This window comes from Paenirhodobacter sp., from assembly GCF_047600745.1.
Classification (GTDB): domain Bacteria; phylum Pseudomonadota; class Alphaproteobacteria; order Rhodobacterales; family Rhodobacteraceae; genus Rhodobacter.
In genome coordinates this window covers 18381-45072 of the sequence record NZ_JASGKI010000002.1, presented here as the reverse complement: position 1 = coordinate 45072, position 26692 = coordinate 18381, and the positions used below count along the sequence as shown (strand labels likewise).

Sequence of the window (26692 nt, the reverse complement as noted above, 5' to 3'; positions counted from 1 at the left end):
CTCGGAGGGTCAGGCGGTGGCGCGCAGGCGCGGTTCGAGCGGCAGCACACTTTCGATCAGCCGCTGCGTCGATGGATGATGTTCGCCACGGAAAATGTCTGTGGCGTCGAAGGTTTCCAAAAGACGCCCCTGGTCCATCACGCCGACGCGATCACAGAAGAACTCGATCACCGGCAGGTTGTGGCCGATCATCAGATAGGTCAGGTTCCGCTTTTCGCGCAGGTCGAGCAGCAGGTTCAGAATGTCGGCCTGAACCGAAACATCGAGCGCCGAGGTCGGTTCGTCGAGCACGACGAATTCCGGGTTCACCGCCAGGGCACGGGCAATGCCGATGCGCTGCCGTTGCCCGCCGGAAAACTCGTGCGGGAACCGGTGCATCAGCCCGGCGGACAGGCCGACGCTTTCAAGCGCGCTTTCGGCAAGCTCCACGGCCTCCCGCGCGCCTCGGGCAAGGCCCAGACGCAGGGGCGCCGCCGTCAACTGCTGGCCGATCGTCCGGCGCGGATTGAGTGTTGCGGTGCTGTCCTGAAACACGAACTGGAAGCGGCGGCGGAAACGGTGCAGGAGCGCTTCGTCGCCGGTGATCGTTTCGCCGTCGAACACCACCTCGCCGCGCGTGGCCGGGATCAGCTGCGCCAGCAGACGCGCGAGGGTGGACTTGCCAGAGCCGCTTTCGCCGATCAGGCCGAAGATTTCGCCCCGCCGGATGTCGAACGAAACGTCCTGCACGGCGGCCACGCCACCGCTGCCCGGGAAAACCTTGCCAAGCCCGCGCGCCCTGAGCAACGTCTCCGACGGCGCCTTGGGCACGGGCGCCGCGACCTTTGCCGCATCAAGCCCCAGCCGCCGGCTGCTGTCGGCATCGCGCAGATGCAGGCCGATGCGCGGCACCGCGGCAATCAAATGCCGGGTGTAGTCATGCGCCGGCGCACCCAGGATTTGCGCGGCACTTCCCGTCTCGACAATTTGGCCACGCCGCATCACGGCCACCCGGTCCGCCATGTAGGAGACGACGCCGAAATCATGCGTAATCATCAGGATTGCCGTGCCGAAGCGCGTGTTGATCTCGCGCAGAAGGTCAAGGATCTGCTTCTGAATCGTGGCGTCCAGCGCGGTCGTAGGTTCATCCGCGATCAGCAGTTTTGGCCCCGACAGGATGGCCAGCGCGATCATCACACGTTGCCGCATGCCCCCCGAAAGCTCATGCGGGAAGGCCCGCATCACCCGTTCCGGCGCGCGGATTCCCACCCGCCGCAGCCATTCGAGCGCGACACCGGGCGCTTCGCGCCGCGACGCGGTGTTGTGAAAGGTCAGGACATCGGCAAGCTGCCGGCCGATGCGGAAGTTCGGGTCGAGCGATGTCAACGGGTTCTGGAAGATCATCCCGATGCCGGAGCCGCGCACGCGGTTCAGCGCCTTTCCCGGCAGCCCGACGATCTCCTGCCCGTCGAACAGGATCTGACCACCCACCCGCGCGCCGCGCGGCAGCAGGCCCATGATCGCCGCGGCGGTGACACTCTTGCCCGAGCCGCTTTCACCGACCAGCGCCAGGATCTCGCCCGGGGCGATGTCGAGCGCGATGCCACCGACGGCTTCAGCCGTGTCGAAGCCGACCTTCAGGTCACGGATGGAGAGAACGCTCATCGGTCAGCCCCTCGGATCCAGCGCATCGCGCAATCCGTCGCCGAGCCAGTTGAAGGACATTGCGACCAGCACGATCAGCGCGGCGGGAACGGTTGCGGCATGGGGCGTCCCGGTGACCAGAACCTTCGCCCCTTCCGATGCCATCCGGCCCCAGTCGGCGGCGGGCGGCTGTGCCCCAAGGCCGATGAAGCTGAGCGAGGCGGCGAAGACGATCATTCCGCCGATGAGTGTTGTCGCATAGACGACAAGCGGGGTGAGCACATTGGGAAGGATCTCGCGCAGCAGGATTTCGCGCCTGCTGGCACCAAGGGCCCGCGCGGCCTCGACATATTCCTTGTCGCGCTCGGCGCGCACGTCGGCATAGACCACGCGGGTCAGGTAGGGCGTCGCCGAAAACACGATCGTGGCGGCAACGGCGCCGATGCCCGGGCCGAAGGCGGTGGCGAAGCCGATCGCGAACAGGATCATCGGGAAGGCGAACAGGATATCCACCCCACGCATGATGACAGGCACGGCCCAGCCCCGGCTGAATCCGGCCAGCAGGCCAAGGCCGAGCGCCAGCACAGCCGCCAGAGCCACCGGCAGGGCGGATGCGATCAGTGACGACCGTCCGCCCCAGATCAGGCGGCTGAGAATGTCACGCCCCTGCGTGTCTCCGCCAAGGAGGTAGTCCGGGCTGCCGGGTGGCGCGAGACGCATCGCCGGGTCGGCGGCCTCCGGGGACAAAGGCGCGACTAGGGGCGCGAAGACCGCCAGAAGCGTCACAAGCGCCAGAAACAGAAGGCTCGCCACCGCCAGCCGATTGCGGAAGAAGCGCCGGGCGATGGTGCGCAACCGCGCACCGGCAAGGCTGCGGCTGTCAAGGGCCAGATCCGGGGAACTGATATCGGTCATGTCGGACTCCTCCTGCATCATGCGTTCGCCCGAAGGCGGGGGTTGAGCAGGTCGAGGATGATGTCTGTCACGAGATTGATGATGAGGTAGCAGCCTGTCACCAGCATCACCCCCGCCATCACCACGGGATAGTCACGGCCCGCCGCCGCGGCGTAGAGCAGGGTGCCGATGCCGGGCCAGTTGAACACGGCTTCGATGAAGACCACGCCGCTCATCAGGTAGCCGATCTGCAACCCGGTCATGTTGACGATCGGCGCGGCAAGGCTGCGCAGCAGATGACGCCCGATCAGCTGCGCCGGACCGAACCCCTGTGAGCGATAGGTGCGGATATGGTCCGACGCCATGATTTCGATCGTCGAAGCCCGGATCAGCCGGGCCAGCACCAGCATCGAGACGAAGGCCGCCGAAATCGCGGGCAGGATCAGATGCCGTGCGGCATCGACCCAACCCTGATCGCCCCGCATGTCATACATGCCCGAGGTAGGCAGCCAGCGCAGCTTCACCCCGAACACCCAGATCAGCAGCAGGCCGAGGAAGAACACAGGCAGGTTATGCGCCAGCTGCACCACCGCCATCGTGCCGCGGTCCAGCACCCCGCCGCGGCGCAGCCCGGCAACGATGCCGATCAGCACCCCGAACACCGAGCAGATCAGTACCGCGGCGCCGGTGAGCAGCAGCGTGTTGAGGAATGCGGGCCCGATCAGGTCGAACACCGGCACCCGCCGGACCAGCGAATAGCCCCAGTTGAGCTGGAACAGCTGCTTGAGCCAGGCAAAATACTGCACCACGATCGACTGATCGAGGCCGTACTCCTGCCGGATCTTGTCGATCGCCTCCTGGCTGAGGATGCCCGCCAGCGAATTGGTGATCGGATCGCCCGGCGCCACATGAACCGCGGCAAACACGAGCACCGAAATCACCAGAAACACCGGCACGGCCTGCAACAACCGGGAGAGGATCGCCCGCGTCATTTCTCGATCCAGACCGGGCTGAGGTCATAGAAGTTCTGCTGCGGAACATTGAACCCGCGCACCTGCGGGGCCGTCGTGTAATAGCGGGTGAAGGTCGCCAGCGGGATCGCCCCCACCTGATGCGCAAATTCCGCATTCGCCGCCTTCCAGAGCTTCAGCGCCTCGGTCCGGTCCGTCGCATCGGCCGCCGCCTGGATCGCGGGCGCCAGCTTGTCGCCGACGAAGGCCTCGCCGCCGCCACGCGAAACGATGTAAAGGTCATAGACGATCTTCAGCCAATAGGGCGTCACGAAGCCCCATTCCATCGCATAGGCCGCGATGTCAGGCGTCAGCTTGCCCAGATTGGCAGTGTAGACCAGCCATTCCTGCGACACCAGTTCCGCCTTGATGCCCACGGCGGCAAGGTCGCGCTGCACCCATTCCAGAACCTGCTGGTTGGCTTCGTCGGTGATCAGCGTGAACTTGATCTCGCCTTCCTTGTAGCCGGCTTCGGCAATCAGGCGGCGCGAGGCTTCGGGATCATAGGCGTAATCCTTCTGCGCCGGATCATAGGCATCATTGCCGACGTTCAGGATGTTATAGGCCGGGTCCGCATGGCCGCGCAGGATGACCTTCGCCAACTCCGCGCGGTTGATGGCCTGAATGATCGCCTGCCGGATCTCGCGTTTCGCCGCGAATTCGTTACGGAAGTTCCATTCGAGAAACAGCAGGCTCGCGCCCGGGCTTTGCAGAACCTGATAGCCTTCGGCCTCCAGCCCCTCAACGGCGTCGACAGGCGTGCGGGTCAGGATGTCGATCTCGCCAGACCGCAGCGCTGCCAGCCGGGTGTTGTCGTCCTGAATCGGGCGGAAGACGATCCGGTCCGACAGCGGCGCCTTGCCCCAGTAGTCCGGGTTGCGTTCGAGGACGGTCTTTTCCCCATGCACCCGTTCTACGAAGCGATAGGGGCCGGTGCCCGTGGGATGGGCCGCCAGATCGTCCTGCCCCCAGGTCTGAAGCGCCTTCGGAGAGAAGATGCCGGACACGAAATTGCCCTGCGGCAGCAGACGCAGGAATTCCAGGAACGGCCGGCTGAAGACGTATTGGACGGTATGGCTGTCGAGAACCCTGACCTCCGTCAGATCGCCGTAGACCCGCGTCATCGTCGCCTGCGAACGGGCGTCGAAATATTCGAAAGTGTCATCGGTGAACCGGCGCACGTTGAAGCGCACCGCCTCGGCATCGAAATCGGTGCCGTCGTGGAAATTCACGCCCTTGCGCAGGTGGAAAGTGAAGGTCTTCGCGTCCGGAGAGATTTCCCAGCTTTCGGCCAGCGCCGGTACGAGAGGCGGCGGGCCGTCCTCTGCCGGGGTGCTCAGATCCTCGGCCACGAGCGATTCATAGATATGCTTGTCGAGGCGGTAGGTTTCATAGGAATACTGTCGGTTCGGGTCGAAGAAGGTGGGTTCCTGATACTGGCCGACGATCAGGGTGCCGCCGGAAACCGGCGCGCCTTTGGGCGCCACGGTCGAGCTGGAAGCCGCGCGCGCCGCCGCCGGGGCGAACAGCGCAAGCGCCGATGCCCCCAGAAGGAATGAACGCCGGCCGAAAGCAAAATACGGTGTCATGGTCTGTTTTCCGATCAGTCAGGAAAGGCCCGGGGAGGGTGTTGGCAGGACGGAAGTGGCGCGTCACGACACCGCCTCTTCCCGCGGTGTTTGGTCCGCCGCCCAGGGGCGCAGGCGCCGCGCGGGATGGCTGTCGTCAAGTACGGCACGCCCGCCCAGCTTTTCGCGCAACGTCCCTTCGGCATAGTCGGATTGGATCAGGCCGCGCGACCGCAGGACCGGCACAACACCGTCAACGAATTCCTCGAACCAGTCGGGCGTGACCACCGGCACGAGGTTGAACCCGTCGATTCCGGCCTCGACCCAGCGGGCGATTTCATCGGCGATCTGCTCGGGCGTTCCGACGACCGGCTTGTTGAGACGCTTCTGGACGACATCGCCAAAGGTCGCATTGCGGTCCGGCGCTGCGTCTATCAGCGCCTTCAATCCGCCCTGGGTATATTCGCTGTGAACATCCTTCAGCGGAGTCGCGGGGTCGATCTTCGACAGGTCAAAGCCGATACTGCCGGAAGCATGAGCGAAATAGCTTTCCTCCAGCCGCCATTCCAGAAACTCGCGATGGCGCGCCTGCGCTTCGGCCTCGGTCGATCCGATGATCGGATGAATCATCGTCAGATATTTCAGGTCTCCGACCTTGCGACCGCCGCGGACCACCCGCCCGTTCAGATCGGCGATGTCGGCGCGCAGGGCTTCGGGTGTAACGGCGGGCAGAAAGGTGACCTCCGCATGTCGCGCGGCAAAGTCACGCCCGGCACGGGAGGCTCCGGCCTGGAACAGAACCGGCGTGCGCTGTGGCGAAGGTTGCGGCAGATGCGGGCCGGCAACGCTGTAGCGCGGACCTTTATGATTGATGGCATGAATATGGGCCGGATCGGCATAGATCCCCGCCGCCGTATCGGTGACGACGGCACCGTCTTCCCAACTCGCCTCCCAGAGTTTGTAGACGACCTCGGCATATTCCCCGGCCCAGGCATAGCGGTCGTCATGCAGCGGCAGATGATCCAACCCGAAATTGCGCGCCGCATTGTCCAAGTAGGAGGTGACGATGTTCCAGCCCACACGCCCATCGGTCAGGTGATCAAGCGTGGACATCTTGCGCGCGAAGTTGAACGGATGCTCCTGAATGATCGACGAGGTTACAACGAAGCCCAGATTCCGGGTCGCATAGCCAAGCGCGGAAATCAGGCTCGCGGGATCGTTCGACGGGAACTGCATCCCCTCGCGGGCGACCGTCTCCCATCCGCCACGCCAGGTGTCGTAGACGCCCACCGTATCGGCAAAGAAGATCGTGTCGAGCTTGCCCCGCTCGGCGATCCGCGCCAGCCGGACCCAGGGCTCAAGCCGAGAAAAATTCCGCTGGTCCTGTGCTTCGGGTCGGCGCCACTGCCCATGGCTCTGATGGGACAGGGTGACATGCGTGAACGCGTTATAGATGATTTTCTTTTGTGATGTCGGCATGTTCGCGAGCCCTGCTGTTTGCAGGGACCATAGCCCTTAAATGACGACAAAATACATAGATAATTAACTTCGTCTTTTCCCGCCATGCGCATGCAATTTTTCATCTCGGCCCGGAAAAAGGGTATCGGATACTGCAAGGGTGACAGATCAACATATATCCAAATGTTCGGGACAACCTAACCGCCCGGCAGGCCTTACCATCTGCGCGCCTATGACAGCTCGACCGGCAAGGAGCTTTGGAAAGGGCGCCTGCCCGTCGGATCGCAAGCCGGGCCGATCACCTGCAACTCCCCGGAAACCGGCGAACAGTTCGTGCCGATCACCGCCGGCGGCGCGCGGAACTCGTCCGAGCGGGGGGATTATGTGATGGCGTTCAAGCTGCGGCGATGACTCGTCCCGAGTGGGCGGGCGGCGCTTCGCGGGAAATGAGCGCCGCTGCATGGCTTGCGCCAGGACACGGGTTCTCGTCCGATGCGACAGTATCTTTGCGCGGTCAGGCAAAACCAGAGTGCGCCCTTGCCTTGAATTCAAACGATCTGCCCGCTCGAACGGGCATTTCGGATGCCTGATGGCCGGGTTGGTGCGGGCGTTGGCATGACGGCTGTACCTGACCCCGTTTCGCAGTCACTCAGGATAACGTCCAGGCAGCTATCGGCCAGACACGCCGCGGTGCCGAAGCGCGTCGACGATAACCTTGAAGGCAGGCAGGTTCTGGCGGCGGCTGGGATAGTAAAGGAAATAGCCGTCGAAATAAGGTGACCAATCTTCAAGAACTTGCGCGAGACGACCGGCAGCGATGCGCTGTTCCACGATGCTTTCCGGGACATAGGTGATCCCGTAGCCGCTCTCCGCAGCATTAACCATGGCATAGGAATCGCTGAAGGTCAGCTGGCCGTTTACCCGGACGCGTAGGGCCTTCCCGTCCTTCTCGAACTCCCACGAATAGACACCACCGGCGCTGTCGTGGCGGATGTTGATGCAGCTGTGCCGGAGGAGGTCTTGGGGATGATCCGGCACGCCGTGCGCCCTGAGATAATCGGGAGACGCGACGGCCACCAAGCGAAAATCCGGCCCGATCCGAACCGCGACCATATCCTTCTCGACGCTCTCGCCAAGCCGGACACCCGCATCAAAGCCTTCCTCGACGATATTGCGAAAGCGACCGTCCACGCACAACTCGACGCTGATGTCGGGATAGTCCTTCAGCACCGGCTTCAGCTTCGGCCAGACGACGCTTTCGAGCGCGTGATCCGCCAGCGTCAGGCGGATCGACCCAGAAGGCTTGTCACGAAAGGCCATCAGCGCCGCGATTTCGTCCTCGATCTCGGCCATGCGCGGGGTGATCGTCTTCAAGAGTTTTTCGCCGGCGGGGGTCGTCGAAACGCTCCGGGTCGTGCGCGTGAGGAGACGGATGCCCATGCTCGTCTCCAACTGCTTGATCGCATAGCTCAGGGTGGATTGCACAACACCGATCCGGGCCGCCGCCTTGGTGAAGCTGCGCTCCTCAGCGACAATCCTGAACCATGTCAGGTGATTGAAGTCGGTTTTCTCCATGTGTCCTCGCAGTGCTTCCCTGACGGGTCCACATTAATCGACCTGTTCGATAGGTCCAATCAAATTAAGGCGGGTAATCGGAGAGGCTGAGAGCGGCTATATCATTGTGAAAACCTGACATATCGGAGCAAGAGGACATGGTTTCCTCCGTAGAAGATAGCGGCAGCAGACTTGCCGCCTGGGGTGCCGTCCTGTCGATGGCGCTTTGCGTGGCGATGCTGATCGCGTCCGAGTTCATGCCGGTCAGCCTGCTGACCCCGATGGCGGCGGGGCTGGGGGCGACGGAGGGCCAGACCGGGCAGGCGATCTCGATCAGCGGGTTGTTCGCGGTGCTGGCCAGTCTGCTCATCACCACCGCCGCCGGGACGCTGAACCGCAAAGGGGTGCTGGTAATCCTGACGGCATTCATGCTGATGTCACTGGTGCTCGTCGCGGCGGCGCCGAACTTTACCGTCCTGATGATCGGGCGGGCGCTGCTCGGTATCTGCATCGGCGGTTTCTGGGCGCTGGCGACTGCCGTCATCATGCGGCTGGTGCCGGCCGAGGACGTGCCCAAGGCGCTGGCGCTGATGTATGGGGGGCAGGCCATCGCCGCCGCCTTCGCCGCGCCGATCGGCAGCTATCTGGGCGGCTTCTTCGGCTGGCGCGCGGTGTTCTGGGCGTTGACACCCATCGTTGCCGTCAACCTCGTCTGGCACCTGGTCGCGCTGCCGTCGATGCCCGCGCGCACAAGGCAGGACTTCCGCGCGCTGTTCGACCTGCTGAAGCGGCCCTATTTCCGGCGCGGGCTGATCGCCTGCATGCTGTCCTGGGGCTCGGCCTTCAGCATGTTCACCTATCTGCGCCCGTTTCTGGAGCAGGTGACGGGGGTAGATGTGACCACGCTTTCGGCGCTGCTGCTTCTGCTTGGCTGCGCGGGCTTCATCGGCACCTGGGCGGCGGGCCGCTTCATCAAGGGCAATGCCGCGCCGTTCCTGAAGCTGCCGGCGCTGGTGATGGGTGGTGCTACGGTCGGGCTTCTGGCCCTAGGCCATTCCGTGATCGCCACGGGTCTGTTCATGGCGATCTGGGGCGCGATGAACACCATGTTCTCGGTGATCTGGATGACATGGATGTCGCAGAACGCCGACGATGCGCCCGAGGCCGGCGGCAGCCTGATGGTGGCGGCGATCCAGGCCTCGATCCTGCTGGGTGCTGTACTGGGCGGGCTGCTGCTGGATGGTCTCTCGATTCAGGCCACCTTTATCGGCAGCATCGTTCTCGCCATTGCCGCCATCGCCCTGATCCGGGACGGCAAGCATATGCTGAAATCTGCGTAACCGTAGCGCAGACGGAGGTTCGAAATGGCGCACCAGGTCGAGTGATCCGTCATATCCTGCCGGCAGTGGTTGCCACCGGCAGGGTTCACTGAGGAAACCCCCGTCCTTAACAAAAGGAAGTTCCAATGCAGATCTATCGTTCCGGGCAGACGCCCTCGCGCCCCGGTCCTGCCGACTGGTTCACCGGCCGGGTGCGCATCGACGCGCTCTTCAATCCCTCTGCCCCCGACCGGGTGCAGGGCGCCCATGTCACCTTCGAGCCGGGCGCCCGCACCGCATGGCACACCCATCCGCTCGGCCAGACGCTGATTGTGACCTCCGGCCTCGGCCGGGTGCAGCGCGAGGGCGGCGCCGTCGAGGAGATCCGCCCCGGCGATGTGGTGTGGTTCGAGCCGGGCGAGAAACACTGGCACGGCGCCTCGCCCGAGGTCGCCATGACCCATATCGCGCTTCAGGAGGTTCAGGACGGCAAGGTCGTTGACTGGCTGGAGCATGTTACCGACGCCGAATACGACGCCTGACCCCCTTCCGGATCTGGCTGAATTGCAGACGGCGTTCACAACAGGAGCAAGCATCATGGACTACACCCATCTTGGCCGCACCGGCCTGCGGGTCAGCCGCATCACACTCGGGGCGATGAATTTCGGCGAACTGACCGACGAGGCGACCAGCTTCACCATCATGGATACGGCGCTGGACGCCGGTATCAACTTCTTCGACACCGCCGATGTCTATGGCGGGCCGCAATCGCCGGATATGGCGAAGGGCTATGGCACCTCCGAGGAGATCATCGGCGACTGGCTGGCGCAGGACGCCTCCCGGCGCGACAAGATCGTGCTGGCCACCAAGGTCTATCAACCGATGGAGACCGGGCCGAACGACAAATACCTCTCCGCCTATCACATCCGCCGCGCCTGCGAGACCAGCCTGAAACGGCTGAAAACCGACCACATCGACCTCTACCAGATGCACCATATCGACCGGGCGACGCCCTGGGAAGAAATCTGGCAGGCGATGGAGCAGCTGATCCGCGAGGACAAGATCACCTATGTCGGGTCGTCGAACTTCGCCGGATGGGACATCGCCACGGCGCAGATGTCGGCCAACGCACGCCACATGCTGGGGCTGGCCTCGGAACAGAGCCTCTACAACCTGACCGCGCGGACCATCGAGCTGGAGGTAATCCCGGCGTTGCGCCATTTCGGCATCGGCCTGATCCCCTGGAGCCCGATCGGCATGGGCCTTCTGGGCGGCGTGCTGGGCAAGATCACCGAAGGCCGCCGGGCGACGCCGGGGCTGCAAGCGCGGATCGCGGCCCTGCGCCCGCAGCTTGAGGCCTGGGAGGCGCTCTGCGCCGAGATCGGCGAGACGCCGGCCAATGTGGCGCTGGCCTGGCTGCTGCACAATCCGGCCGTCACTTCGGTCATCAGCGGTCCCCGCACGGTCGAGCAGTTGCAGCAGAACCTGAAAGCGCCTTCGATCTCGCTGTCCGGCGAGGTACTGGCCAAGCTCGATGAAATCTGGCCGGGCCCGGGCGGCGAAGCACCTCAAGCCTACGCCTGGTAAGGCAACGCCACTCTCGCCGGAGGGCGCCGCCAAAGCGCCTTCCGGCTTTTCGCTGCCCGGAACCGGTGGCGGCGCGCTGCCTCACTCTTCGTCCATCTTCAATATGCGCGCCGAACCGCGCAGGCGGTCGGCGCCTCGATCACCACCCGCTCGCGCGGCAGATGGTCCGGGAACGGCTTGCGGGTGGGGCGGCGGCGCTCGAACGTGAGACTACCGCCTTCGGGGCCGTCATCTCGGCCTTGGCCCGGTCATCGGCAATGTCGGTCTCGATGTCCTTCAAGCTGCATCTCGAATTGTTCAATCAGCCGGGCATGACGTTCGGCGCTGTGGTCATACTGCTCACGCCGGAGACTGGCGATCTGGAGTTGCAGGTGCCGGATCATGTCTTCGGAGGCCGAGACAATTGCCTGAACCTGGGTCAACTCCCCTTTGGCGGCGACCAAGGCACCCTCCGCAGCAGATGCACGGGCCTCTGCCGTGGGCCAAGGGCGGCGCGCAGGACAGCGATCTCCGAAGGGGTGTCTGACATACTGAAAACCTACCATATCGTCGTCTTTATGCCAATAAAACAAGGGGATTGGAGCGTATCACCCCCATGATGCCGCCGCTGCGTCCGAGCCGCGGATTGCGCCAGTCGATCCCTTCAAGAAGATTGCCGAGTTGCGCTGCGGAGACCGGAACTGTCGAGCCACTTTGGTTCGACTTTCTAGACGAACTTCCCGCCTGCAGCCGCTTTAGATACAGCGACATGCCGATCCCGTAATGCCAAGGCGGTTGATCAGATCGCCTCGTTCACCATCGGGCTTGAACCGATGGCGCCGCGATGGCTCACTCCCGGAAGCAGAAGATCTCACCACCGTGCGGATCGCGGCCGAGCCCCTGCTGGACCTTCAACGCCAGGCTGTTCATCCCGCAGCGCATGTCCGTCACACCGCCCGCGATCCAGACCTTCACCCCGGCAGGAAACGCGATCATCGCGGGTCCAGCACGGCCAGCAGCGCCGCCAGAGGCGAAGGGGCCAGCGAAGCAGGGATCGTCATGCCACGCCCGTTCGTCAGCGTGATGTCGATCCGGCAGGCATCATCGGCCTCCCGCGAAAGCCGGTCCTCAGGTGCAGGCAGGGCGTTCTCCATCACCAGAGGCACGAAACCTCCACCCATATCCGGCGCACCAAGCGCCCCGCTGCGATACGCGCGCGGCCAGATCGAAAGCAGCGACCGCGAAATCCCATACCGCCGGGCCGTTGCGGAACCCTGCCGGTAGCTGCGCAGGCTCTCTTCGACGATCCGGACCGACCAGTGCCGACGACGGCCAGCCTCATCGGCGGCGAAGATCTCGATGGGTGAAACAACTGAAACGCATGCCATAAGGCAATGCCTTACGACCATTTGCTCAGTCAGAGCAGACGGCCCTCACCGCAGGCATACGGCTGGAATGCGTCGGGATGCCGCAGACGACCATTCGCATCCCGGCCGCTGTTCACGCTCTTGGTGAAGCCGACATCGTGCGGATTGTGGCGCTGGTAAGTAAACTCGGTCGTATCCTGTCGCAGCAGGATCGGGCCATCGCTCGCCGCATAGCGCGCCTTCGTCGCCCCGAAATGGCCGCTCAATATCTCGCCCTCCTCGACCCGGTGGTTGGAAAAGAACCGATAGGCTGCCTTCGTGCTCGCCCAATCCTGACATGCCAGCGGGATTGTCCCACCCATTCGGTCGCTCAGGCAGCGAAGAAGTTCGCCAAACCGAAGGCGCAAACGGGCGTCCTTGAACGCTCCCACATCCACTTCCTTCCCCGACCAATGACAGCAATCGGGCCGCGAACCCCCACCTCGAGCCGACATACCGCACCTCATCAACGATCCTGGCGCTCCGAACAGAATCGTAACCGATTCTTGCGATTTAAGAATTTCCTTTCGAGAACGCTTGGTAGATTCAAACACTTGTGGGTAATCGCAAGCTTCGCCGGAGGAACGCAGTAATCCTCATTGCTAGCTGTGATTGGAGAGGAATGAAACGGATGGATCACTACGCGCATACTGGCAATCGGGAGGATCGAAGTGACTGGCAATTGCTGGAGCATCACCTGGAAAACACGGCGTCACTGGCTGCGGAACGCGCGATGCCCCTCGGGTTGCGGGCTGCGGCTCATCTGGCCGGGCTCTTCCATGACTTCGGCAAGTATGATCCGGCCTTCGATCGCGTCCTTTGCGGCGAGAAGGTCCGGGTGGATCACTCTACGGCTGGTGCGGCGCTGCTTTGCGCCCAAGCGCCCGGCGGGCTGCGCCCCTGCGCCGAGGTGATCGGCTATGCCATTTTAGGCCATCATGCGGGGCTGCCCGACCGTCGGAATGCGGACAGCAGCATGGAACGTCGGCTCGATGCGTTCAAGAACCCCATCACACCGGAAATCTGGGACGCGCCCCGACCCGATTTTCGTCCCGTAGCCAAGGAGCTGGCAGGGCGGACGCGTTTTGAACCTGAAGTTCGAGGTTTCGATCTGTCTGTCGCCGCGCGCATGGTGTTTTCCTGCCTCGTCGATGCGGATTTCCGCGACACAGAAGCATTTTATGCCAAACTGGATGGACGGAAACCGGACCGTGATTGGTCGGCCTTGGCCGATCTGTTGCCAACGTGGTCGCGCAGCTTCGATGCTCTTATGGCGAAGTTCGACCGCAGCGGCCCGATCAACCGCCTGCGCGCCGACATTCTGACTCATGTCCGCCAGGGCGCCGCAATGACACCCGGCCTTTTCACCCTGACCGTACCGACCGGTGGCGGCAAGACGCTGGCCTCACTCGGGTTCGCGCTGGACCATGCGGCGCACCACGGGCATCGCAGGATCATCTACGCGATTCCATACACATCCATTATTGATCAGACAGCCGCCATTTTCTGCGATCTTTTCGGCGGCGATGTGCTCGAACATCACTCGGCCATCGACGAGGAAAGAACCGGCCTGCAAGGCAAGGACAAGCTGCGCCTCGCCATGGAGGACTGGGCCGCTCCGCTGGTGGTCACGACCAATGTGCAGCTTTTTGAAAGCCTGTTTGCCGCGCGTCCGTCACGCTGCCGCAAGCTGCATAACATCGCCGGTTCGGTGATCGTGCTGGACGAGGCGCAATGCCTGCCGCGCAAGCTGCTGATGCCCGCCTTGCGGATGATCGACACGCTTTGCACGCATTACGGCTGCTCGGTGGTGCTATGCACGGCGACGCAACCCGCGTTCGACAGCCGCCGGTTGAAGCTGGGTCTGCCGTTGAAGGACCGCGAGCTGGCCCCCGATTCAGAGCGGCTTGCGCATGACCTGCGCCGCGCCCGGATCGTGCAGGGCGGTGAGATGGACGATGCCGCGCTGATCGAAGCCCTGCGCGATACGCCGCAGGGCATGGTCATCGTCAATAGCCGCGCCCATGCCCTGGAACTGTTCAATTCCGCCAAGGCCGCGGGGCTGGACGGGCTGGTCCATCTGACCACGCGCCAATATCCAGTGCATCGGCGGGCGATCATCGCCGATATTCGCACCCGCCTGAAATCCGGCAAGCCCTGCCGGCTGATCGCCACCAGCCTGATCGAGGCGGGCGTTGATCTGTCCTTCCCCAAAGGCTGGCGCGCCGAGGCGGGTCTGGACAGTTGCGTGCAGGCAGCGGGTCGGATCAACCGCAATGGCGAATGGCCGGTCGAGGACAGCACGCTGACGGTGTTCTCCGCCCCCGGCCGCTCGATGCCGGCGGAGGTGAAATCGCTGGCGGACACGATGCGCAGCGTCGCAGGGCGGCATGACGACCTGCTGGCGCCCACCGCAATCCGCGACTGGTTCGAGCATGTCTACTGGAAGGCCGGCCCCGACCGGCTGGGGCAGAAGATGGTCGACCGGATGGTCCTCGGCAGCAGCGGAACGGACTTCCCCTTCCGCACGATGGCCGCAGAGTTCCGCATGATCGAGACGACCATGGTTCCGGTCATCATTCCCGGTGATGCCGAAGCGGAGGGGGCAGTCCGTCAGCTTGCTTTCGAGAATATCCCTTCGGGCAAACTGGCGCGGGCCTTGCAGGTCTATACCGTGCAGGTGCCCGCTAAGGCGCGCGATCTGCTGATCCGAAATGGCCATGCCCGCTTTCACGAGGCCAGCCTGCGCGGCGATCAGTTCTGTGTGCTGGACACGAAGTCGCTCTATCATCCCGAGACGGGGCTGTGGTGGGAGCATGCGGACTATCTGTCGGAAGAGGCGTGGCTGCTTTAATAATTTAAATCCTCATTCTCAGAAGTATTGACTTCACTCTCTTTGCGCCCTATTTCCGCATAGAGGGTCAACATGAGGGCTGCACCATGGACTGCAAGCCTCCGAAGTTTCTGCGGTATATTGAGCTTGTGCTCGAATGCGTCGCGCTGGCCCTGAGGCTGGCCTTACGGTTCTTGAGTTGAGCCACCAACGTCGCCCCCCCTCGCGGGGGCGTGGATCGAAACCGACCGGGGCGTCAGCGTGGTCTGCCAGCGGCGCGTCGCCCCTTCACGGGGGCGTGGATAGAAACTGAGATTGAGGTTTTGTTGGTATTGACGCTCGCCCTAGCTGCGAGCGTCAAAGCTCCTGCCAGCGCAAAAATTCACTTGCCAATCTACCTATAGTCGATAGCCTCGACAAAAATTCGACGAGGGCCAATGTCTTACGGTATCCGCCTGCACGTTTGGGGCCAGCACGGGTTGTTCACGCGACCGGAGTTGAAAGTCGAGCGTGTATCCTATGACGTGATGACCCCCTCCGCCGCACGCGGCATCCTGGAAGCGATTCACTGGAAGCCCGCGATCCGCTGGGTCATCGACCGCATCCATGTGCTGGAGCCGATCCGCTTCCAGTCCATCCGCCGTAACGAGGTCGGCCACAAGGCCCCCGCCGGCAAGATCAGGCAGGCGATAAATCGCGGCGATCTGGAGGGGTTGCAGCTTCTGGTCGATGAGGATCGCCAGCAGCGCGCCTCGACCGTGCTGGTCAAACCTGCCTATGTGATCGAGGCGCATTTCGAGATGACGGGAAAGGCCGGTCCTGATGACAATGAGGGCAAGCATCTCGACATATTCAACCGCCGCGCCGCCCGGGGGCAGTGCTTTCATCAGCCCTGCCTTGGCACCCGAGAATTCACTGCGCATTTCGACCTGATCCCGCCGGATGCGCCCTTGCCCGCCCGCAACCCCGAGGCAGAAACCACCGATCTCGGCTTCGGCACCCCGCGCGATCTGGGCTTCATGCTATGGGACATTGACCACGCCCGCCCCGGCCGACCGTCGCTGTTCTTCCGCGCTGCCTTGCGCGACGGCGTGCTGGAGGTGCCGCAACCCGGCAGCCCGGAGGTGAAGGGATGAGCATGCTCGCCTCGCTGGTCCGCGCCTATGACCGCCTGCCCGATACGCCGCCCTTTGGCTTTTCAAAAGAGAAGATCGGCTTTTGTGTGCTGCTGAACGCTGACGGATCGGTTGCCAGTGTCGAGGATCTGCGCGGCGACGACAGGAAACGGAGCCCCCGGATGCTGCTGGTGCCGCGGGCGGTGAAGCGGACCGCTGGCATCGCGCCGAACTTCCTGTGGGACAAATCGGCCTATGTCTTGGGCGTGACCGCTGGCGAGGGCAAGCGGACGGCGGAGGAACATGCCGCCTTTCGCGCCCGTCATGCGGAATGGCTGGCGGGAACGGACGACCCGGGCCTGCTTGTCTTGCTGCGCTTTCTGGAAGGCTGGAACCCGGACAGTTTTGGGTTACCGCTCTGGCCCGAGGATTTGCGCGATCAGAACATCGTCTTTGCATTGGCCGATGAGTATCTCGATGGCTATATCCATGACCGCCCCGCTGCGCGCGAGTTGTGGCGGCGCATCGGGGCAGAAGGCGCGTCGGACCCGCAGACCTGTCTGGTAACGGGGGATGCCGGTCCGGTGGCCCGGCTGCATCCCTCGATCAAAGGGGTGTGGGGTGCGCAGTCTTCGGGCGCGAGTCTGGTGTCCTTCAACCTCGACGCCTTCACATCCTACGGTCACGATCAGGGTGACAATGCCCCGGTGTCCGAGGCGGCAGCCTTTGCCTACGGCACGGTGCTGAACCGCTATCTCGACAAAGACAGCGGCCATCGCATCCAGATCGGCGACGCCTCGACGGTGTTCTGGGCCGATTGCAGCGACATGAAGCTGGCGGAGGAGGCGGAACTCTGGTCGGCGCTGATGCTGGGGGACCGCAGCAAGGCAGGCGCGGACGAAAAGATTGTCGAGGGACAGATCGAAAGCAAGCTCCTGGCGATGCGCACCGGAAAATCCTTGCGCGAAATCGAGCCGCGTCTCGCGGAGGGTGTGCGTATCTTTTTTTTGGGCCTTTCTCCCAACGCAGCACGGCTCTCCGTGCGTTTCTATTGGGAGGGGGATTTCGGCACTCTGGCCGATCACTATGCCGCCTATTTGCGCGATGTTGCGATGGAGCCCGCGCCTGAGCGGCCTATCTTCTCGATCCGGGCCGCGACGCTGCGCACCGCACCGGCTGAAATCCGCAACGGCCAGTTGCGATATGACGGTGAGCGGGTATCACCGCTGCTCTCGGGTGAACTCTTGCGGGCGATCATCACCGGGGCGCGCTTCCCTCGGGCTCTTCTGGGCCTGCTGGTTTTGCGTGTGCGCAGCGATCATGTGCTCGACCGCATCCGCATTTCACTGATCAAGGGCCTCATCCTGCGCGACATGCGGCTGGACGGCCGGCTGCCGAAGAACGCCGATGGCCTCGACAATAAGGATTATCTGATGCGACCTGATCCCGACGATCCGAACCCCGCCCGCCGCCTCGGTCGTCTATTCGCGCTGATCGAGCGCGCGCAGCTTGCCGCACTCGGCGACGGGATCAATGCGACGGTCAAGGACAAGTTTCTGAGCGCCGCCGCCGCAACCCCGGGTCGGGTGTTTCCGAACCTGCTGATGAATGCCGAAAACCACCACTTGAAACGGTTGCGGAATGGCCATTCCGACGCCGACTGGATCAAGGATGCGCTGCATGCCAAACGTGTTGCCGCCGGGCTGGGGCGCGATATCGGCCAACTCTGGGCTAGTCTGTCCGAAGCCGCGCCAATGCAGCATTCTGCTGAGGAGCAGGGCTTGTTTCTGGTGGGTTATTATCAGGAACGCTATGCGAAACGCGGTGATGCCACATCGAACGACGAACCCGACCCAGCCGATAACGATACCGAGGAGTAAGGGCAAATGACGCCGATCACCAACCGCTATGATTTTGTCTTTCTCTTTGACATCAAGAACGGAAATCCGAACGGAGACCCAGACAACGGAAATATGCCCCGGATCGACAATGACACGCAGAAGGGCCTGGTCACCGATGTTGCTATCAAGCGCAAGGTCCGCAACTATGTTGAACTGAAGCACGAGGGCGCGCCGCCCTACCGAATTTATATGCGGGAAAAGGCGATTCTGAACAATACGCATGGAGAGGCTTATGCGGCACTAGGCATGAAGCCAGATGCGAAGAAGCTGCCAAAGGAGGAGGGGCGTAACATTACCCGTTGGATGTGCGACAATTTCTTCGATATACGCAGCTTCGGCGCGGTGATGACCACCGAGGTCAATGCGGGACAGGTTCGGGGACCGGTGCAGTTTGGTTTCTCGGAGTCGGTGGAGCCGATTCGAGCTGAGGAGATCACCATCACCCGCTCCTCCGTCACCAATGAAAAGGATGCCGCGAAAGAGCGAACGATGGGTCGCAAATATATCGTTCCCTATGGTCTCTATCGTTGCCACGGATTCATCTCGGCCAGCCTCGCAGGCGATCAGACCAAGGGGACCGGCTTTTCCCAAGAGGATTTGGACCTGCTGTTCGAGGCATTGTGCAACATGTTCGAGCATGATCGTTCGGCCGCTCGAATGGAAATGAACACCCAGAAGCTGATCGTCTTCCGGCACGATAGCGCCCTCGGCAACGCCCCCGCGCATAAGTTGTTCGACCGTGTTCAGATCGGCCGCAACGTGGATGGCGAATTCCGCGCGTTGGACGACAAGGGCCTCGGCAACTTGCCACCGGCTCGGAGGTTCGCGGATTATATCGTGCGCCTAGACGACGCGAACCTCCCGGAGGGTGTTACCGTGCTTTATCCCTGTGAGCAGTAGGCATGGCGAGCGCCGAAGAGCCCATCCCCCTCTCGGCGCTGCAACATGCGGTCTATTGCCTGCGTCAAGCCGCGCTGATCCATCTGGAACGGCTCTGGGCCGAGAACCGTTTTACCGCTGAGGGCGACGTCCTGCATGCCGTCGCCGACAAGGGTGGCCAACGCAAGGCGCGCGGGCTGCGGCGGGTCATGGCGCTGCCGCTGGCCTGCCACCGACTGAACCTTACCGGCACGGCGGATCTGGTCGAGTTCATTCCCGGCCCGGATGGGGAGACCGCCTTTCCCATCGAATACAAGCGCGGCAAGCCCAAGCTGCACCGTGCCGATGAGGTACAGCTTTGCGCGCAGGCGCTGTGCCTTGAGGAGATGACCGGCCACCCGGTACCGGAAGGCGCGCTGTTCTATGCCCAGACCAGGCGCCGCCTCGCCGTGCCTTTCGATGCCGACCTCCGGGCATTGACCGAAACCACCGCCACCGAACTGGCCTCAGTGCTGACCAGTCGCCGGACACCGCCGCCGACACCGCATCGCGGCCGCTGCCGGGCCTGCTCGCTGCTGGACCTGTGCCGGCCCGACGTGGTTTCGCGTCCCGTGCGGCAATGGCGCGACCGAATGCTGGCGAGTGCGCTGGAATGAAGAAGCTGCTGAACACCGTCTATGTCACCACCGAGGGTACCGCGCTGAAGAAGGACGGCGAGAACCTGGTGGCCGAAATCGAAGGCGCCGAGAAGGCCCGTGTGCCGCTGCACATGCTGGCTTCTGTCGTGGCCTTCGGGCCGATCCTGCTGACACCCGCGCTCATCGGCATCTGCGCCGAACGCGGCATCACGGTCGTGCTGCTGGATCGTGCCGGGCGGTTTCTGGCCCGGGTCGAGGGGCCCGTTTCGGGCAACGTCCTGCTGCGGCGTGCGCAATATCGGATTGCCGATGACGCGGTGGATGTGGTGCGCGGCATCGTCATGGGCAAGATCGCCAACCAGCGCGCGGTGATACGGCGTGCCCTGCGCGACTATGGCAGCGAGATGGCGGCGGAAGCGCGCGATGCGCTGGAGCGAGCGACAGATCGCGTGGCGATGATCCTCCGCCGTGTGCAGCTTTCCGATGACAGTGTGGACCTGCTGCGCGGCTCCGAAGGCGAGGCCGCAACGCTGTATTTCGGCGTTTTTGACCACATGATCCGTTCGCCGGACGCCGATTTGCGCTGGACGGGCCGCTCACGCCGTCCGCCTCTCGATCCGATGAACGCGCTGCTGTCCTTTCTTTACACCTTACTGACGCATGATTGCCGCGCGGCCTGCGAGGCTGTCGGGCTGGACCCTGCCGTCGGCTTCCTGCACCGCGACCGTCCGGGCCGGCCCAGTCTGGCGCTGGATCTGATGGAGGAGCTTCGTGCCCCGCTGGCCGATCGTCTTGCCTTGTCCCTGGTCAACCGCCGCCAGCTGCGGGCCGGCGATTTTCGCCGCATGGATGGCGGCGCCGTGCTGCTGAGCGATGACGCCCGCCGCACCGTCCTGACCGCCTGGCAGGAGCGCAAGAAGGAGGAGCGCCTGCACCCTTTCTTGCAGGAAAAGGTGCCTTTCGGCTTGGTGCCCTACCTTCAGGCGCAGATGCTGGCCCGCCATTTACGCGGCGACCTGGACGCCTATCCGCCTTGGTTCTGGAGTTGAGATGCTGGTCCTGGTCACTTATGATGTGAATACGCTGGACACGGGCGGCAAAAAGCGTTTGCGCCAGGTTGCCCGAGCGTGCGAGGATTACGGTCAGCGGGTGCAGTTCTCGGTCTTCGAGATCGAGGTGGACCCGGCGCAATGGACCCGGCTGAAGGCGCGCTTGGAAGGGATTATCCGCCCCGAGGTCGACAGCCTGCGCTATTACTACCTGGGCTCGAACTGGTCGCGCCGGGTCGAGCATGTCGGTGCAAAATCCGCGATGGATCTTAACGGCCCGCTGATTCTATAGTTTTCTTGTCCCTGCGAACATGAAGCGTGCCGACTTTTGCGCCGAGGTTCGCATCGGGGCGGCTTTTTGAAATTGTTGGATTTTATTTTTTACCACTGCCCGTCCGGCTGGCTAGGGCGATCAGCATCGCCTCTTTCGCACTCGCAAGGAGGATTGCACTACGAAAACAGGGCGCTATAGGAGGGGGCGTCGCCCCTTCACGGGGGCGTGGATCGAAACCCGCATCATGACATTGGCGTTGATCCCTACGCCTTGTCGCCCCTTCACGGGGGCGTGGATCGAAACGCATTATGCGCCGAATGGGGCGAGAACTGCGAACCTGTCGCCCCTTCACGGGGGCGTGGATCGAAACCGACAATGGTGCGTCGTGGTCGTCAAATAAAGGTGTCGCCCCTTCACGGGGGCGTGGATCGAAACATCAGCTTGCAGGAACAGGTTGCGCAGCGGCAGGTCGCCCCTTCACGGGGGCGTGGATCGAAACAGATCGTCATCTGGACACGCGGCACGGGGGCGGAGTCGCCCCTTCACGGGGGCGTGGATCGAAACTTTCGGTCGAGGTCGAGGACCGGCAGAAGGACCGGTCGCCCCTTCACGGGGGCGTGGATCGAAACGAGATCGGCCTAGGTTCTGTCCAGCGGCCTTCGGGTCGCCCCTTCACGGGGGCGTGGATCGAAACGGTTCGATCGGGCGGCGGAGGGCATCCGGCGGGCGGTCGCCCCTTCACGGGGGCGTGGATCGAAACCAACCCCTGCGCGAAGCTGAAGATGGCCGTGCGTCGCCCCTTCACGGGGGCGTGGATCGAAACGCGGCGGGCGTGACGATCACCGGTACAGCGGCACCGTCGCCCCTTCACGGGGGCGTGGATCGAAACGGGATGTTGATCGGGCTGCCGTCGGGCTCCCGGTGGTCGCCCCCTCGCGGGGGAGTGGATCGAAACCCGGTCCATCGGCTTCTGGTGTATCACCAATTGGAGGGAGCATCGAAACTGACTCGCTCCAGCGCGCAAATCAGCCCTTGCGCGGCGGCACATCTGCCGACCCGCATTTGTCCAACAGCTGTGGCGCGAAGGCGGGAAGCGCGAAGTTCTCAAATATCGTAGCAGTTCCCGCCTTCGCTATCTCCCCACATCGGCAGGTTGAGCGGAAAGGTGTCTGACGGCATCGCGGCACCGATCCGCAGCGAAACCGGGAAAGCGGTCCTCCAAGTAGTACGCGGCGGCGGTATGCGCTCGCCCGGTCCTGAGCGTCGGAAAACCCTCTTACGTCGGCACAGCGTGATTGATACCGCAACTGGCGAAAGCTATTGTCGGTGCTGGTGGCCGAGGGGCGGCTGAATTCGAAGGGGCGGGCCACGGCCTCTCTTGCGGAAACCGGTCGCGGGCTGGCCACCGTGTTGATCTTCCTGCTGGCGTCGCAGGCAGAGCTTCGCAAACAGCTGGACCGCACGTGAGATGCGGAGTGGGCCATCGACGGCGCATCGGGGCGCGATCGCGGGCGACAGCTTCTTGAAACCCTCGCCTTGTCCCGAAACGGAAATCCTGAAGTGCCTCGGGGCTCTATTCCGGACGGAACGCAACAAATACGTCTCCGTTCAATAGGAGCTTGCGCCCAGGTAGAGACTTCGAAAAATGCAAGCATAGCTTCGCGCGCCTCCACGGTATGGTCTTTCGAGTGCCTACAATAAACGCGTGTTTTGAAACCTTTGTGAACGCCGTAATCTTCCATGATTTCCTCATGGAATGGCCCCAGATCATCACTCGCACTCCAGCTTGTCCAAAGACCATTGGCGGAATGTGCAGAAACGACCAGACGGCGCTCCAATTCCGTCTTGTCCAGATCAGAGTAAACAAAATACTCTATCGCCATTTTAGTTCTCCAATTGTCCCGTCAGGACGCACGATCAAGACCTCACCCAAACCTTCGATAGGCCAATCGGCAAACTGCCGTCGAAGGGTTTCTTCGTTTGCACCGCTATCTTGCAGGCCAATCACGATATTTGAAGCTTGGCCATCTTCCACTTCCTCCTTCACTCTTTCCCAGATTCTTCTGACATTTTCTGTCGACGGCGCATAGTGATCATAAACCTCGCCATTGATCAGGTAATCAGGGTTTTTGGGCCCCGCCACCACCGGATTTTGCAGGACATCAAAGCCGCTGCCAGCGAGAAGTTGAGCGGATTCGTTCTCTCGCTGGATGGACCGTCGTGTCGCCTCGTCATCACGGGGACCAATCGGCGTTGGTTCGCCGGGGCGTGCTTCGACAATGTTCGGCCCCGCTTCATCCGGGATCGGCGTGGAAATGACGTTGCCGGTCGGGTCTTCGGCGGCTGGCGATCCGGTGTGGTTGGGCAGGCCAAGCACCTCCGCCGGGTAGGTCTCCAGGGAAAGACACCTGTTGGATCGATCGGAATGAGGGTCAGATCACACCGGAAAGCCCTGCGGCACCAATCCAGCGAACGGACGATCGGTGTTTGAGTCAAATCACCCGAGAACTGGCGTCAATCGTATGACTATCGGTATTCATGATCTCGGGCGGGCCGAAGCGGTGGATCGCCTCGTTCAGCGCCTCGACGCAGAAGTCGGCTTCGAACGTGTTCGAGATGCGCCAGGCCAGCACCTTGCGGGTAAACCAGTCCAGGACGGCGACCAAGCAGAGTGAGCCATCGCGGCGCCCTTGCTGTTGTGGCTGGCTCGCGCTCCCGGCATGGCACTGTGCCACATTGGGTGCTGCCAACTGAACTCATGAAGGGAGCCATCCATGAAGGAGATTACCACGGTCGGGCTCGATCTGGCCAAGAACGTGTTCCAAGTGCATGCCGTTGATGCCGCCGGAAGGGTCGCCATCAGGCGACAGGTCCGGCGGGCGCAGATGCTGCTGTTCTTCTCGCGTCTCGCCCCGTGCCTGATCGGCATGGAAGCCTGTGCCGGAGCGCATTACTGGGCGCGCGAGCTGGCGAAGTTCGGTCATGAGGTGCGGCTGATCCCGCCGTCATACGTCAAACCTTCGTCAAGCGGGAAAAGACCGATGGTGAGGAGGACCGTGGCTGCGGTGCAGCCGCGTAAGCCGACGAACGACGCCGAGGCGATCTGCACCGCCGTTCTGCAACCGACGATGCGCTTCGTGCCGGTCAAGACCGAGGTCCAGCAGGCCGTGCTGATGAGCCACCGGCACGGGATTTCCTCGTCCGGCAACTGACCCAGCTTGCGAATGCGATCCGCGCCCATCTTGGGGAATTCGGTTTGGTCGTGCCGAAGGGCATCCACAACATGAACCGCCCCGTCGCCCAGGCGGAGGCGGCGGATCTGCCGCCCGAGGCGCGCATGCCGCTCGATCTGCTGGTCGGGCAATTCGCCGACACGAAGGTGCGCATCGACGCCATCACCACCGACCTGCGCCGTGCCGCCGAGGCGGATGAGACCGCTCGGCGGCTGCAAACGATGCCGGGCCTCGGCCCGATCACGGCCAGTGTCCTTGCTGCCATGCTGCCGGACATGTCGGCCTTCCGCTCGGCCCGCGACCTGTCGGTCTGGCTTGGTCTGACGCCGAAGCCGCATTCCAGTGGTGGCAAGGAGCGGCTGGGGGCGATCTCGAAGATGGGCAAGCTACATTCGGCGGCTGCTCTACCTTGGCGCCATGGGGGTGATTTCCACCCGCAAACGGACTGATCCGGGCGAGGACTGGCTGGGGTGCATGCTTGGGAAAAACCGCTGAAACTCGTCGCCATCGCGCTGGCCAACCGCATGGCGCGTCAGATCTGGGCGATGCTGAGAACCGGCGAGGCCTGGCGAATGGTGTGAGGGCACGAATTCCGGGCCGGTGGCGGCCTGACCGAAATGGCGAGGGCAAAGTGAGATGATGGCAAGCTGACGGACAAGAGATTGGGACACCCCGTTTGAACCGGAGCGCTTTCAAGCGCGTGCCATTGACAGGGACCCAAGCCTCATGCGGACGTTCATCAGGGCGCGCGGGAAAACCGCAATCGAGACGCCGAGTACAGGACCGCACCCGACCAGTTGCTAAAGATCACAAAGCCTCTTGCCACGCGGGAGCCATCCATACAAGGTTCGAGCCCAAAGCCGAACGGGGCGGCGCATCGGCAGGCAGGTGATGTCGGCGCACGAGACCTGGTTGGGCCGATCGACCCACAGCCCACCCAGCAGGTCTTGTGCCCCTTGGCGGGCTTGCTGTTGTTGGGCATCTGGTCGATCGGCATCAGGCGCATGGGCCGCATGAGCCGTCGGATGCGCTTGACGTTAACGGCATGGCCTTCGTTCTCCAGGTGCCGGGTCCTCTGCTGCACGCCGTAAAAGGGCGTCTCCAGAAACTGCTTGTCGATCAGCAGCATGAGGTCGAGATTCACCTCGGTCTCGCCCTTCGGCGTGTAATAGAACGAAGATCGCGAGATCGACAGCAGGCGGGACTGCGCCCTCACCGACAGCACAGGATGGTCGCGTTCGATCATCTTGCGCCTCACTTCCCGGCCCAGGGCTTGCGCTTTCGCGACATCGGAGCAGGGACCGTGGCCCTCGTGGGGCCGCGTAAGCCCTGCGAAGGATCGTTGGCGACGGCCAGTTCCCCGATCAAGGACCGGACCGTCTCCTCATCGACCTCGGCCTTCGTCTTCCCGCCGCGCTCGAAGATGTCCGATGCCTCCTCAAGCAGCGCCTTCTTCCACTGGGGGGCATCGTCGGATGCACGCCGTACTCGGCGGCCAGCTCCGACACGGTGCGCTCGCCCTTCACAACTTCCAGCGCCACGCGAGCTTTGAAGCCCGCGCCGTTTCGAATGTTCTGATCTCCTCGTGCCTGGAGACCAGCAGACGGCAGAACTGTCCGATTGTCGGGGGGATCAGAAATAAAACCTCATGCAGGGATCACGATGTGAAGCTTCTCTTTTTTATCGAGCTTGCAATGGCGTGAATTTTTTAACCATGCTGTAGGGTTGAGAAAAATCCGTCTCCGACATCGGAACCATGGAATTTACTCATTCATCCCGATCTTCTGGAAGTTGTTCGAGCGGGAATGAACCGGGTTCTTCTTTTCGGCGACTTCGCCGTGCTTGATTGCAAGGGTGATAAGGGAACAGCGGCGGAACCTGAAGGACACTCCCGAGGATACGCCGCGCACGCTGGATGGCTGGGCGCCTGCTGGAACAGGAGCCGACTGCGGCTATCCGTGAAACGTCAGGCTGCGGGCGACAGGCCGAAATCCTCTGGCGACAGCATCACATCCGCAAGCGTATAACGGTCCATCGTTGCCATGAAGGCCTGCAACGCCTCGGCAAGGATGCCGGTCAACCGGCACCGCCCGATGATCCTGCAAGCGGAAACCTCTGTCGCATCGGCGGAAAAACAGCCAACAAGGGCAAAGTCAGGTTCGGTCACACGCAGCACATCGCCCAAACGGATATCGCTCGCCGGACGTGCCAGGGTCAGACCGCCGTAACGCCCGCGAACCGACCGGAGAAAGCCCGCCTGAGTCAGTTGACTGGCTACCTTCATCAGATGTGCGCGAGAGATCCCATATAGATTGGCCGCTTCCTCAATGGTGATCAGCCGGTCGTCGCAAGCCCCGGCATACATGAGGATC

At 62.9% G+C, this 26692-nt stretch carries 23 protein-coding genes, 4 pseudogenes and 1 CRISPR repeat array; of the genes and pseudogenes, 13 read left to right on the top strand and 14 right to left on the bottom strand.

Translation table 11 applies throughout. The features are described 5' to 3' along the window. Positions 1 to 9: 9 nt before the first annotated feature. The 5 genes from QM789_RS04675 to QM789_RS04655 form a co-directional block, all read right to left on the bottom strand. On the bottom strand, positions 10 to 1644 hold the full coding sequence (locus QM789_RS04675) for a dipeptide ABC transporter ATP-binding protein (protein ID WP_420350807.1): 1635 nt from the start codon (positions 1642 to 1644) through the stop codon (positions 10 to 12). 3 nt (positions 1645 to 1647) lie between these two features. Next, a complete protein-coding gene (locus QM789_RS04670) occupies positions 1648 to 2538 on the bottom strand; it encodes an ABC transporter permease (protein ID WP_420350806.1) in 891 nt (296 codons plus the stop codon). Between the two features lie 17 nt (positions 2539 to 2555). Next, positions 2556 to 3509: an ABC transporter permease gene (locus QM789_RS04665; protein ID WP_420350805.1), complete on the bottom strand. Its 954-nt coding sequence runs from the start codon at positions 3507 to 3509 to the stop codon at positions 2556 to 2558. Continuing rightward, positions 3506 to 5116: an ABC transporter substrate-binding protein gene (locus QM789_RS04660; protein ID WP_420350804.1), complete on the bottom strand. Its 1611-nt coding sequence runs from the start codon at positions 5114 to 5116 to the stop codon at positions 3506 to 3508. Before QM789_RS04660 ends, QM789_RS04665 begins: the two co-directional genes overlap by 4 nt. Positions 5117 to 5179: 63 nt before the next feature. After that, positions 5180 to 6574: an LLM class flavin-dependent oxidoreductase gene (locus tag QM789_RS04655; RefSeq protein WP_420350803.1), complete on the bottom strand. Its 1395-nt coding sequence runs from the start codon at positions 6572 to 6574 to the stop codon at positions 5180 to 5182. A 201-nt stretch (positions 6575 to 6775) separates the two neighbouring features. Here QM789_RS04655 and QM789_RS04650 point away from each other — a divergent pair, with 201 nt between their 5' ends. Beyond that, on the top strand, positions 6776 to 6964 hold the full coding sequence (locus QM789_RS04650) for a hypothetical protein (protein ID WP_420351146.1): 189 nt from the start codon (positions 6776 to 6778) through the stop codon (positions 6962 to 6964). A 258-nt stretch (positions 6965 to 7222) separates the two neighbouring features. On the opposite strand, the gene QM789_RS04645 is transcribed toward QM789_RS04650, so the two are convergent. Then, complete coding sequence (locus QM789_RS04645; RefSeq protein WP_420350802.1) at positions 7223 to 8128, bottom strand: LysR family transcriptional regulator; 906 nt, start codon at positions 8126 to 8128, stop codon at positions 7223 to 7225. A 137-nt stretch (positions 8129 to 8265) separates the two neighbouring features. Between QM789_RS04645 and QM789_RS04640 the strand changes: the two genes are divergently transcribed. The 3 genes from QM789_RS04640 (at position 8266) to QM789_RS04630 (ending at position 11013) form a co-directional block, all read left to right on the top strand. After that, positions 8266 to 9447: an MFS transporter gene (locus QM789_RS04640; RefSeq protein WP_420350801.1), complete on the top strand. Its 1182-nt coding sequence runs from the start codon at positions 8266 to 8268 to the stop codon at positions 9445 to 9447. Positions 9448 to 9572: 125 nt separating this feature from the next. After that, the gene (locus QM789_RS04635; RefSeq protein WP_420350800.1) at positions 9573 to 9968 is read left to right on the top strand and encodes a (R)-mandelonitrile lyase; all 396 of its coding nucleotides are present in this window, start codon (positions 9573 to 9575) and stop codon (positions 9966 to 9968) included. A gap of 55 nt (positions 9969 to 10023) precedes the next feature. After that, entirely contained in the window at positions 10024 to 11013 is a 990-nt protein-coding gene (locus QM789_RS04630; RefSeq protein WP_420350799.1) for an aldo/keto reductase, read from the top strand. Positions 11014 to 11097: 84 nt separating this feature from the next. Here QM789_RS04630 and QM789_RS04625 read toward each other — a convergent pair. The 4 genes and pseudogenes from QM789_RS04625 to QM789_RS04610 form a co-directional block, all read right to left on the bottom strand. Beyond that, positions 11098 to 11542 (bottom strand): annotated as a pseudogene (locus tag QM789_RS04625) (transposase domain-containing protein); the annotation flags it as partial. 26 nt (positions 11543 to 11568) lie between these two features. After that, positions 11569 to 11988: pseudogene (gene tnpB / locus QM789_RS04620) on the bottom strand (IS66 family insertion sequence element accessory protein TnpB). Further along, the gene (locus QM789_RS04615) at positions 11985 to 12380 is read right to left on the bottom strand and encodes a transposase (protein ID WP_420350798.1); all 396 of its coding nucleotides are present in this window, start codon (positions 12378 to 12380) and stop codon (positions 11985 to 11987) included. Before QM789_RS04615 ends, tnpB begins: the two are co-directional and overlap by 4 nt. A 29-nt stretch (positions 12381 to 12409) precedes the next feature. Further along, positions 12410 to 12853, bottom strand: coding sequence for an IS4 family transposase DNA-binding protein (locus QM789_RS04610; RefSeq protein WP_420350797.1), 444 nt, complete (start codon positions 12851 to 12853; stop codon positions 12410 to 12412). A 101-nt stretch (positions 12854 to 12954) separates the two neighbouring features. Here QM789_RS04610 and QM789_RS04605 point away from each other — a divergent pair, with 101 nt between their 5' ends. From QM789_RS04605 to QM789_RS04570, 8 genes are all read left to right on the top strand, one after another. Continuing rightward, complete coding sequence (locus tag QM789_RS04605; RefSeq protein ID WP_420350796.1) at positions 12955 to 15252, top strand: CRISPR-associated endonuclease Cas3''; 2298 nt, start codon at positions 12955 to 12957, stop codon at positions 15250 to 15252. 416 nt (positions 15253 to 15668) lie between these two features. Continuing rightward, on the top strand, positions 15669 to 16367 hold the full coding sequence (cas5c, locus tag QM789_RS04600) for a type I-C CRISPR-associated protein Cas5c (protein ID WP_420350795.1): 699 nt from the start codon (positions 15669 to 15671) through the stop codon (positions 16365 to 16367). After that, entirely contained in the window at positions 16364 to 18226 is a 1863-nt protein-coding gene (gene cas8c / locus QM789_RS04595) for a type I-C CRISPR-associated protein Cas8c/Csd1 (protein ID WP_420350794.1), read from the top strand. Before cas5c ends, cas8c begins: the two co-directional genes overlap by 4 nt. A 6-nt stretch (positions 18227 to 18232) precedes the next feature. Further along, positions 18233 to 19147, top strand: coding sequence for a type I-C CRISPR-associated protein Cas7/Csd2 (cas7c, locus tag QM789_RS04590; RefSeq protein WP_420350793.1), 915 nt, complete (start codon positions 18233 to 18235; stop codon positions 19145 to 19147). Between the two features lie 2 nt (positions 19148 to 19149). After that, a complete protein-coding gene (gene cas4 / locus QM789_RS04585; RefSeq protein ID WP_420350792.1) occupies positions 19150 to 19782 on the top strand; it encodes a CRISPR-associated protein Cas4 in 633 nt (210 codons plus the stop codon). Continuing rightward, positions 19779 to 20813 carry a type I-C CRISPR-associated endonuclease Cas1c gene (gene cas1c / locus QM789_RS04580; protein ID WP_420350791.1) on the top strand — a complete coding sequence of 345 codons (1035 nt, stop codon included), beginning with the start codon at positions 19779 to 19781 and terminating at the stop codon, positions 20811 to 20813. The genes cas4 and cas1c overlap by 4 nt, the downstream gene beginning before the upstream one ends. Before the next feature lies 1 nt (position 20814). Then, complete coding sequence (cas2, locus tag QM789_RS04575) at positions 20815 to 21105, top strand: CRISPR-associated endonuclease Cas2 (protein WP_420350790.1); 291 nt, start codon at positions 20815 to 20817, stop codon at positions 21103 to 21105. 188 nt (positions 21106 to 21293) lie between these two features. Beyond that, positions 21294 to 22042: a CRISPR direct-repeat array (repeat unit 31 nt; unit sequence GTCGCCCCTTCACGGGGGCGTGGATCGAAAC). A 365-nt stretch (positions 22043 to 22407) separates the two neighbouring features. Beyond that, positions 22408 to 22554 carry a hypothetical protein gene (locus QM789_RS04570; RefSeq protein ID WP_420350789.1) on the top strand — a complete coding sequence of 49 codons (147 nt, stop codon included), beginning with the start codon at positions 22408 to 22410 and terminating at the stop codon, positions 22552 to 22554. Between the two features lie 406 nt (positions 22555 to 22960). Here the strand turns inward: QM789_RS04570 and QM789_RS04565 are convergent, their stop codons facing one another. Both QM789_RS04565 and QM789_RS04560 read right to left on the bottom strand, forming a co-directional pair. Next, positions 22961 to 23464: a hypothetical protein gene (locus QM789_RS04565; RefSeq protein ID WP_420350788.1), complete on the bottom strand. Its 504-nt coding sequence runs from the start codon at positions 23462 to 23464 to the stop codon at positions 22961 to 22963. Positions 23465 to 23615: 151 nt separating this feature from the next. Further along, a pseudogene (locus QM789_RS04560) lies at positions 23616 to 23765 on the bottom strand (DDE-type integrase/transposase/recombinase); the annotation flags it as partial. A gap of 96 nt (positions 23766 to 23861) precedes the next feature. Between QM789_RS04560 and QM789_RS04555 the strand changes: the two are divergent. Then, positions 23862 to 24901 (top strand): annotated as a pseudogene (locus QM789_RS04555) (IS110 family transposase). A 158-nt stretch (positions 24902 to 25059) separates the two neighbouring features. Here the strand turns inward: QM789_RS04555 and QM789_RS04550 are convergent. Then, complete coding sequence (locus tag QM789_RS04550; RefSeq protein WP_420350787.1) at positions 25060 to 25566, bottom strand: IS3 family transposase; 507 nt, start codon at positions 25564 to 25566, stop codon at positions 25060 to 25062. A 720-nt stretch (positions 25567 to 26286) separates the two neighbouring features. Then, on the bottom strand, positions 26287 to 26685 hold the full coding sequence (locus QM789_RS04545; RefSeq protein WP_420350786.1) for an RrF2 family transcriptional regulator: 399 nt from the start codon (positions 26683 to 26685) through the stop codon (positions 26287 to 26289). Between the last annotated feature and the right edge of the window lie 7 nt (positions 26686 to 26692).

Excerpts from the sequence above, each read along its gene's own strand:
- cas1c (WP_420350791.1), top strand. The coding sequence starts at position 19,779 with ATGAAGAAGCTGCTGAACACCGTCTATGTCACCACCGAGGGTACCGCG.
- QM789_RS04645 (WP_420350802.1), bottom strand. The coding sequence starts at position 8,128 with ATGGAGAAAACCGACTTCAATCACCTGACATGGTTCAGGATTGTCGCT.
- QM789_RS04655 (WP_420350803.1), bottom strand. The coding sequence starts at position 6,574 with ATGCCGACATCACAAAAGAAAATCATCTATAACGCGTTCACGCATGTC.
- QM789_RS04610 (WP_420350797.1), bottom strand. The coding sequence starts at position 12,853 with ATGTCGGCTCGAGGTGGGGGTTCGCGGCCCGATTGCTGTCATTGGTCG.
- QM789_RS04665 (WP_420350805.1), bottom strand. The coding sequence starts at position 3,509 with ATGACGCGGGCGATCCTCTCCCGGTTGTTGCAGGCCGTGCCGGTGTTT.
- QM789_RS04660 (WP_420350804.1), bottom strand. The coding sequence starts at position 5,116 with ATGACACCGTATTTTGCTTTCGGCCGGCGTTCATTCCTTCTGGGGGCA.
- QM789_RS04615 (WP_420350798.1), bottom strand. The coding sequence starts at position 12,380 with ATGGCATGCGTTTCAGTTGTTTCACCCATCGAGATCTTCGCCGCCGAT.
- QM789_RS04675 (WP_420350807.1), bottom strand. The coding sequence starts at position 1,644 with ATGAGCGTTCTCTCCATCCGTGACCTGAAGGTCGGCTTCGACACGGCT.
- QM789_RS04635 (WP_420350800.1), top strand. The coding sequence starts at position 9,573 with ATGCAGATCTATCGTTCCGGGCAGACGCCCTCGCGCCCCGGTCCTGCC.
- QM789_RS04670 (WP_420350806.1), bottom strand. The coding sequence starts at position 2,538 with ATGACCGATATCAGTTCCCCGGATCTGGCCCTTGACAGCCGCAGCCTT.
- QM789_RS04630 (WP_420350799.1), top strand. The coding sequence starts at position 10,024 with ATGGACTACACCCATCTTGGCCGCACCGGCCTGCGGGTCAGCCGCATC.
- QM789_RS04545 (WP_420350786.1), bottom strand. The coding sequence starts at position 26,685 with ATGTATGCCGGGGCTTGCGACGACCGGCTGATCACCATTGAGGAAGCG.
- QM789_RS04550 (WP_420350787.1), bottom strand. The coding sequence starts at position 25,566 with ATGATCGAACGCGACCATCCTGTGCTGTCGGTGAGGGCGCAGTCCCGC.
- cas4 (WP_420350792.1), top strand. The coding sequence starts at position 19,150 with ATGGCGAGCGCCGAAGAGCCCATCCCCCTCTCGGCGCTGCAACATGCG.
- cas7c (WP_420350793.1), top strand. The coding sequence starts at position 18,233 with ATGACGCCGATCACCAACCGCTATGATTTTGTCTTTCTCTTTGACATC.
- cas2 (WP_420350790.1), top strand. The coding sequence starts at position 20,815 with ATGCTGGTCCTGGTCACTTATGATGTGAATACGCTGGACACGGGCGGC.
- cas8c (WP_420350794.1), top strand. The coding sequence starts at position 16,364 with ATGAGCATGCTCGCCTCGCTGGTCCGCGCCTATGACCGCCTGCCCGAT.
- QM789_RS04640 (WP_420350801.1), top strand. The coding sequence starts at position 8,266 with ATGGTTTCCTCCGTAGAAGATAGCGGCAGCAGACTTGCCGCCTGGGGT.
- cas5c (WP_420350795.1), top strand. The coding sequence starts at position 15,669 with ATGTCTTACGGTATCCGCCTGCACGTTTGGGGCCAGCACGGGTTGTTC.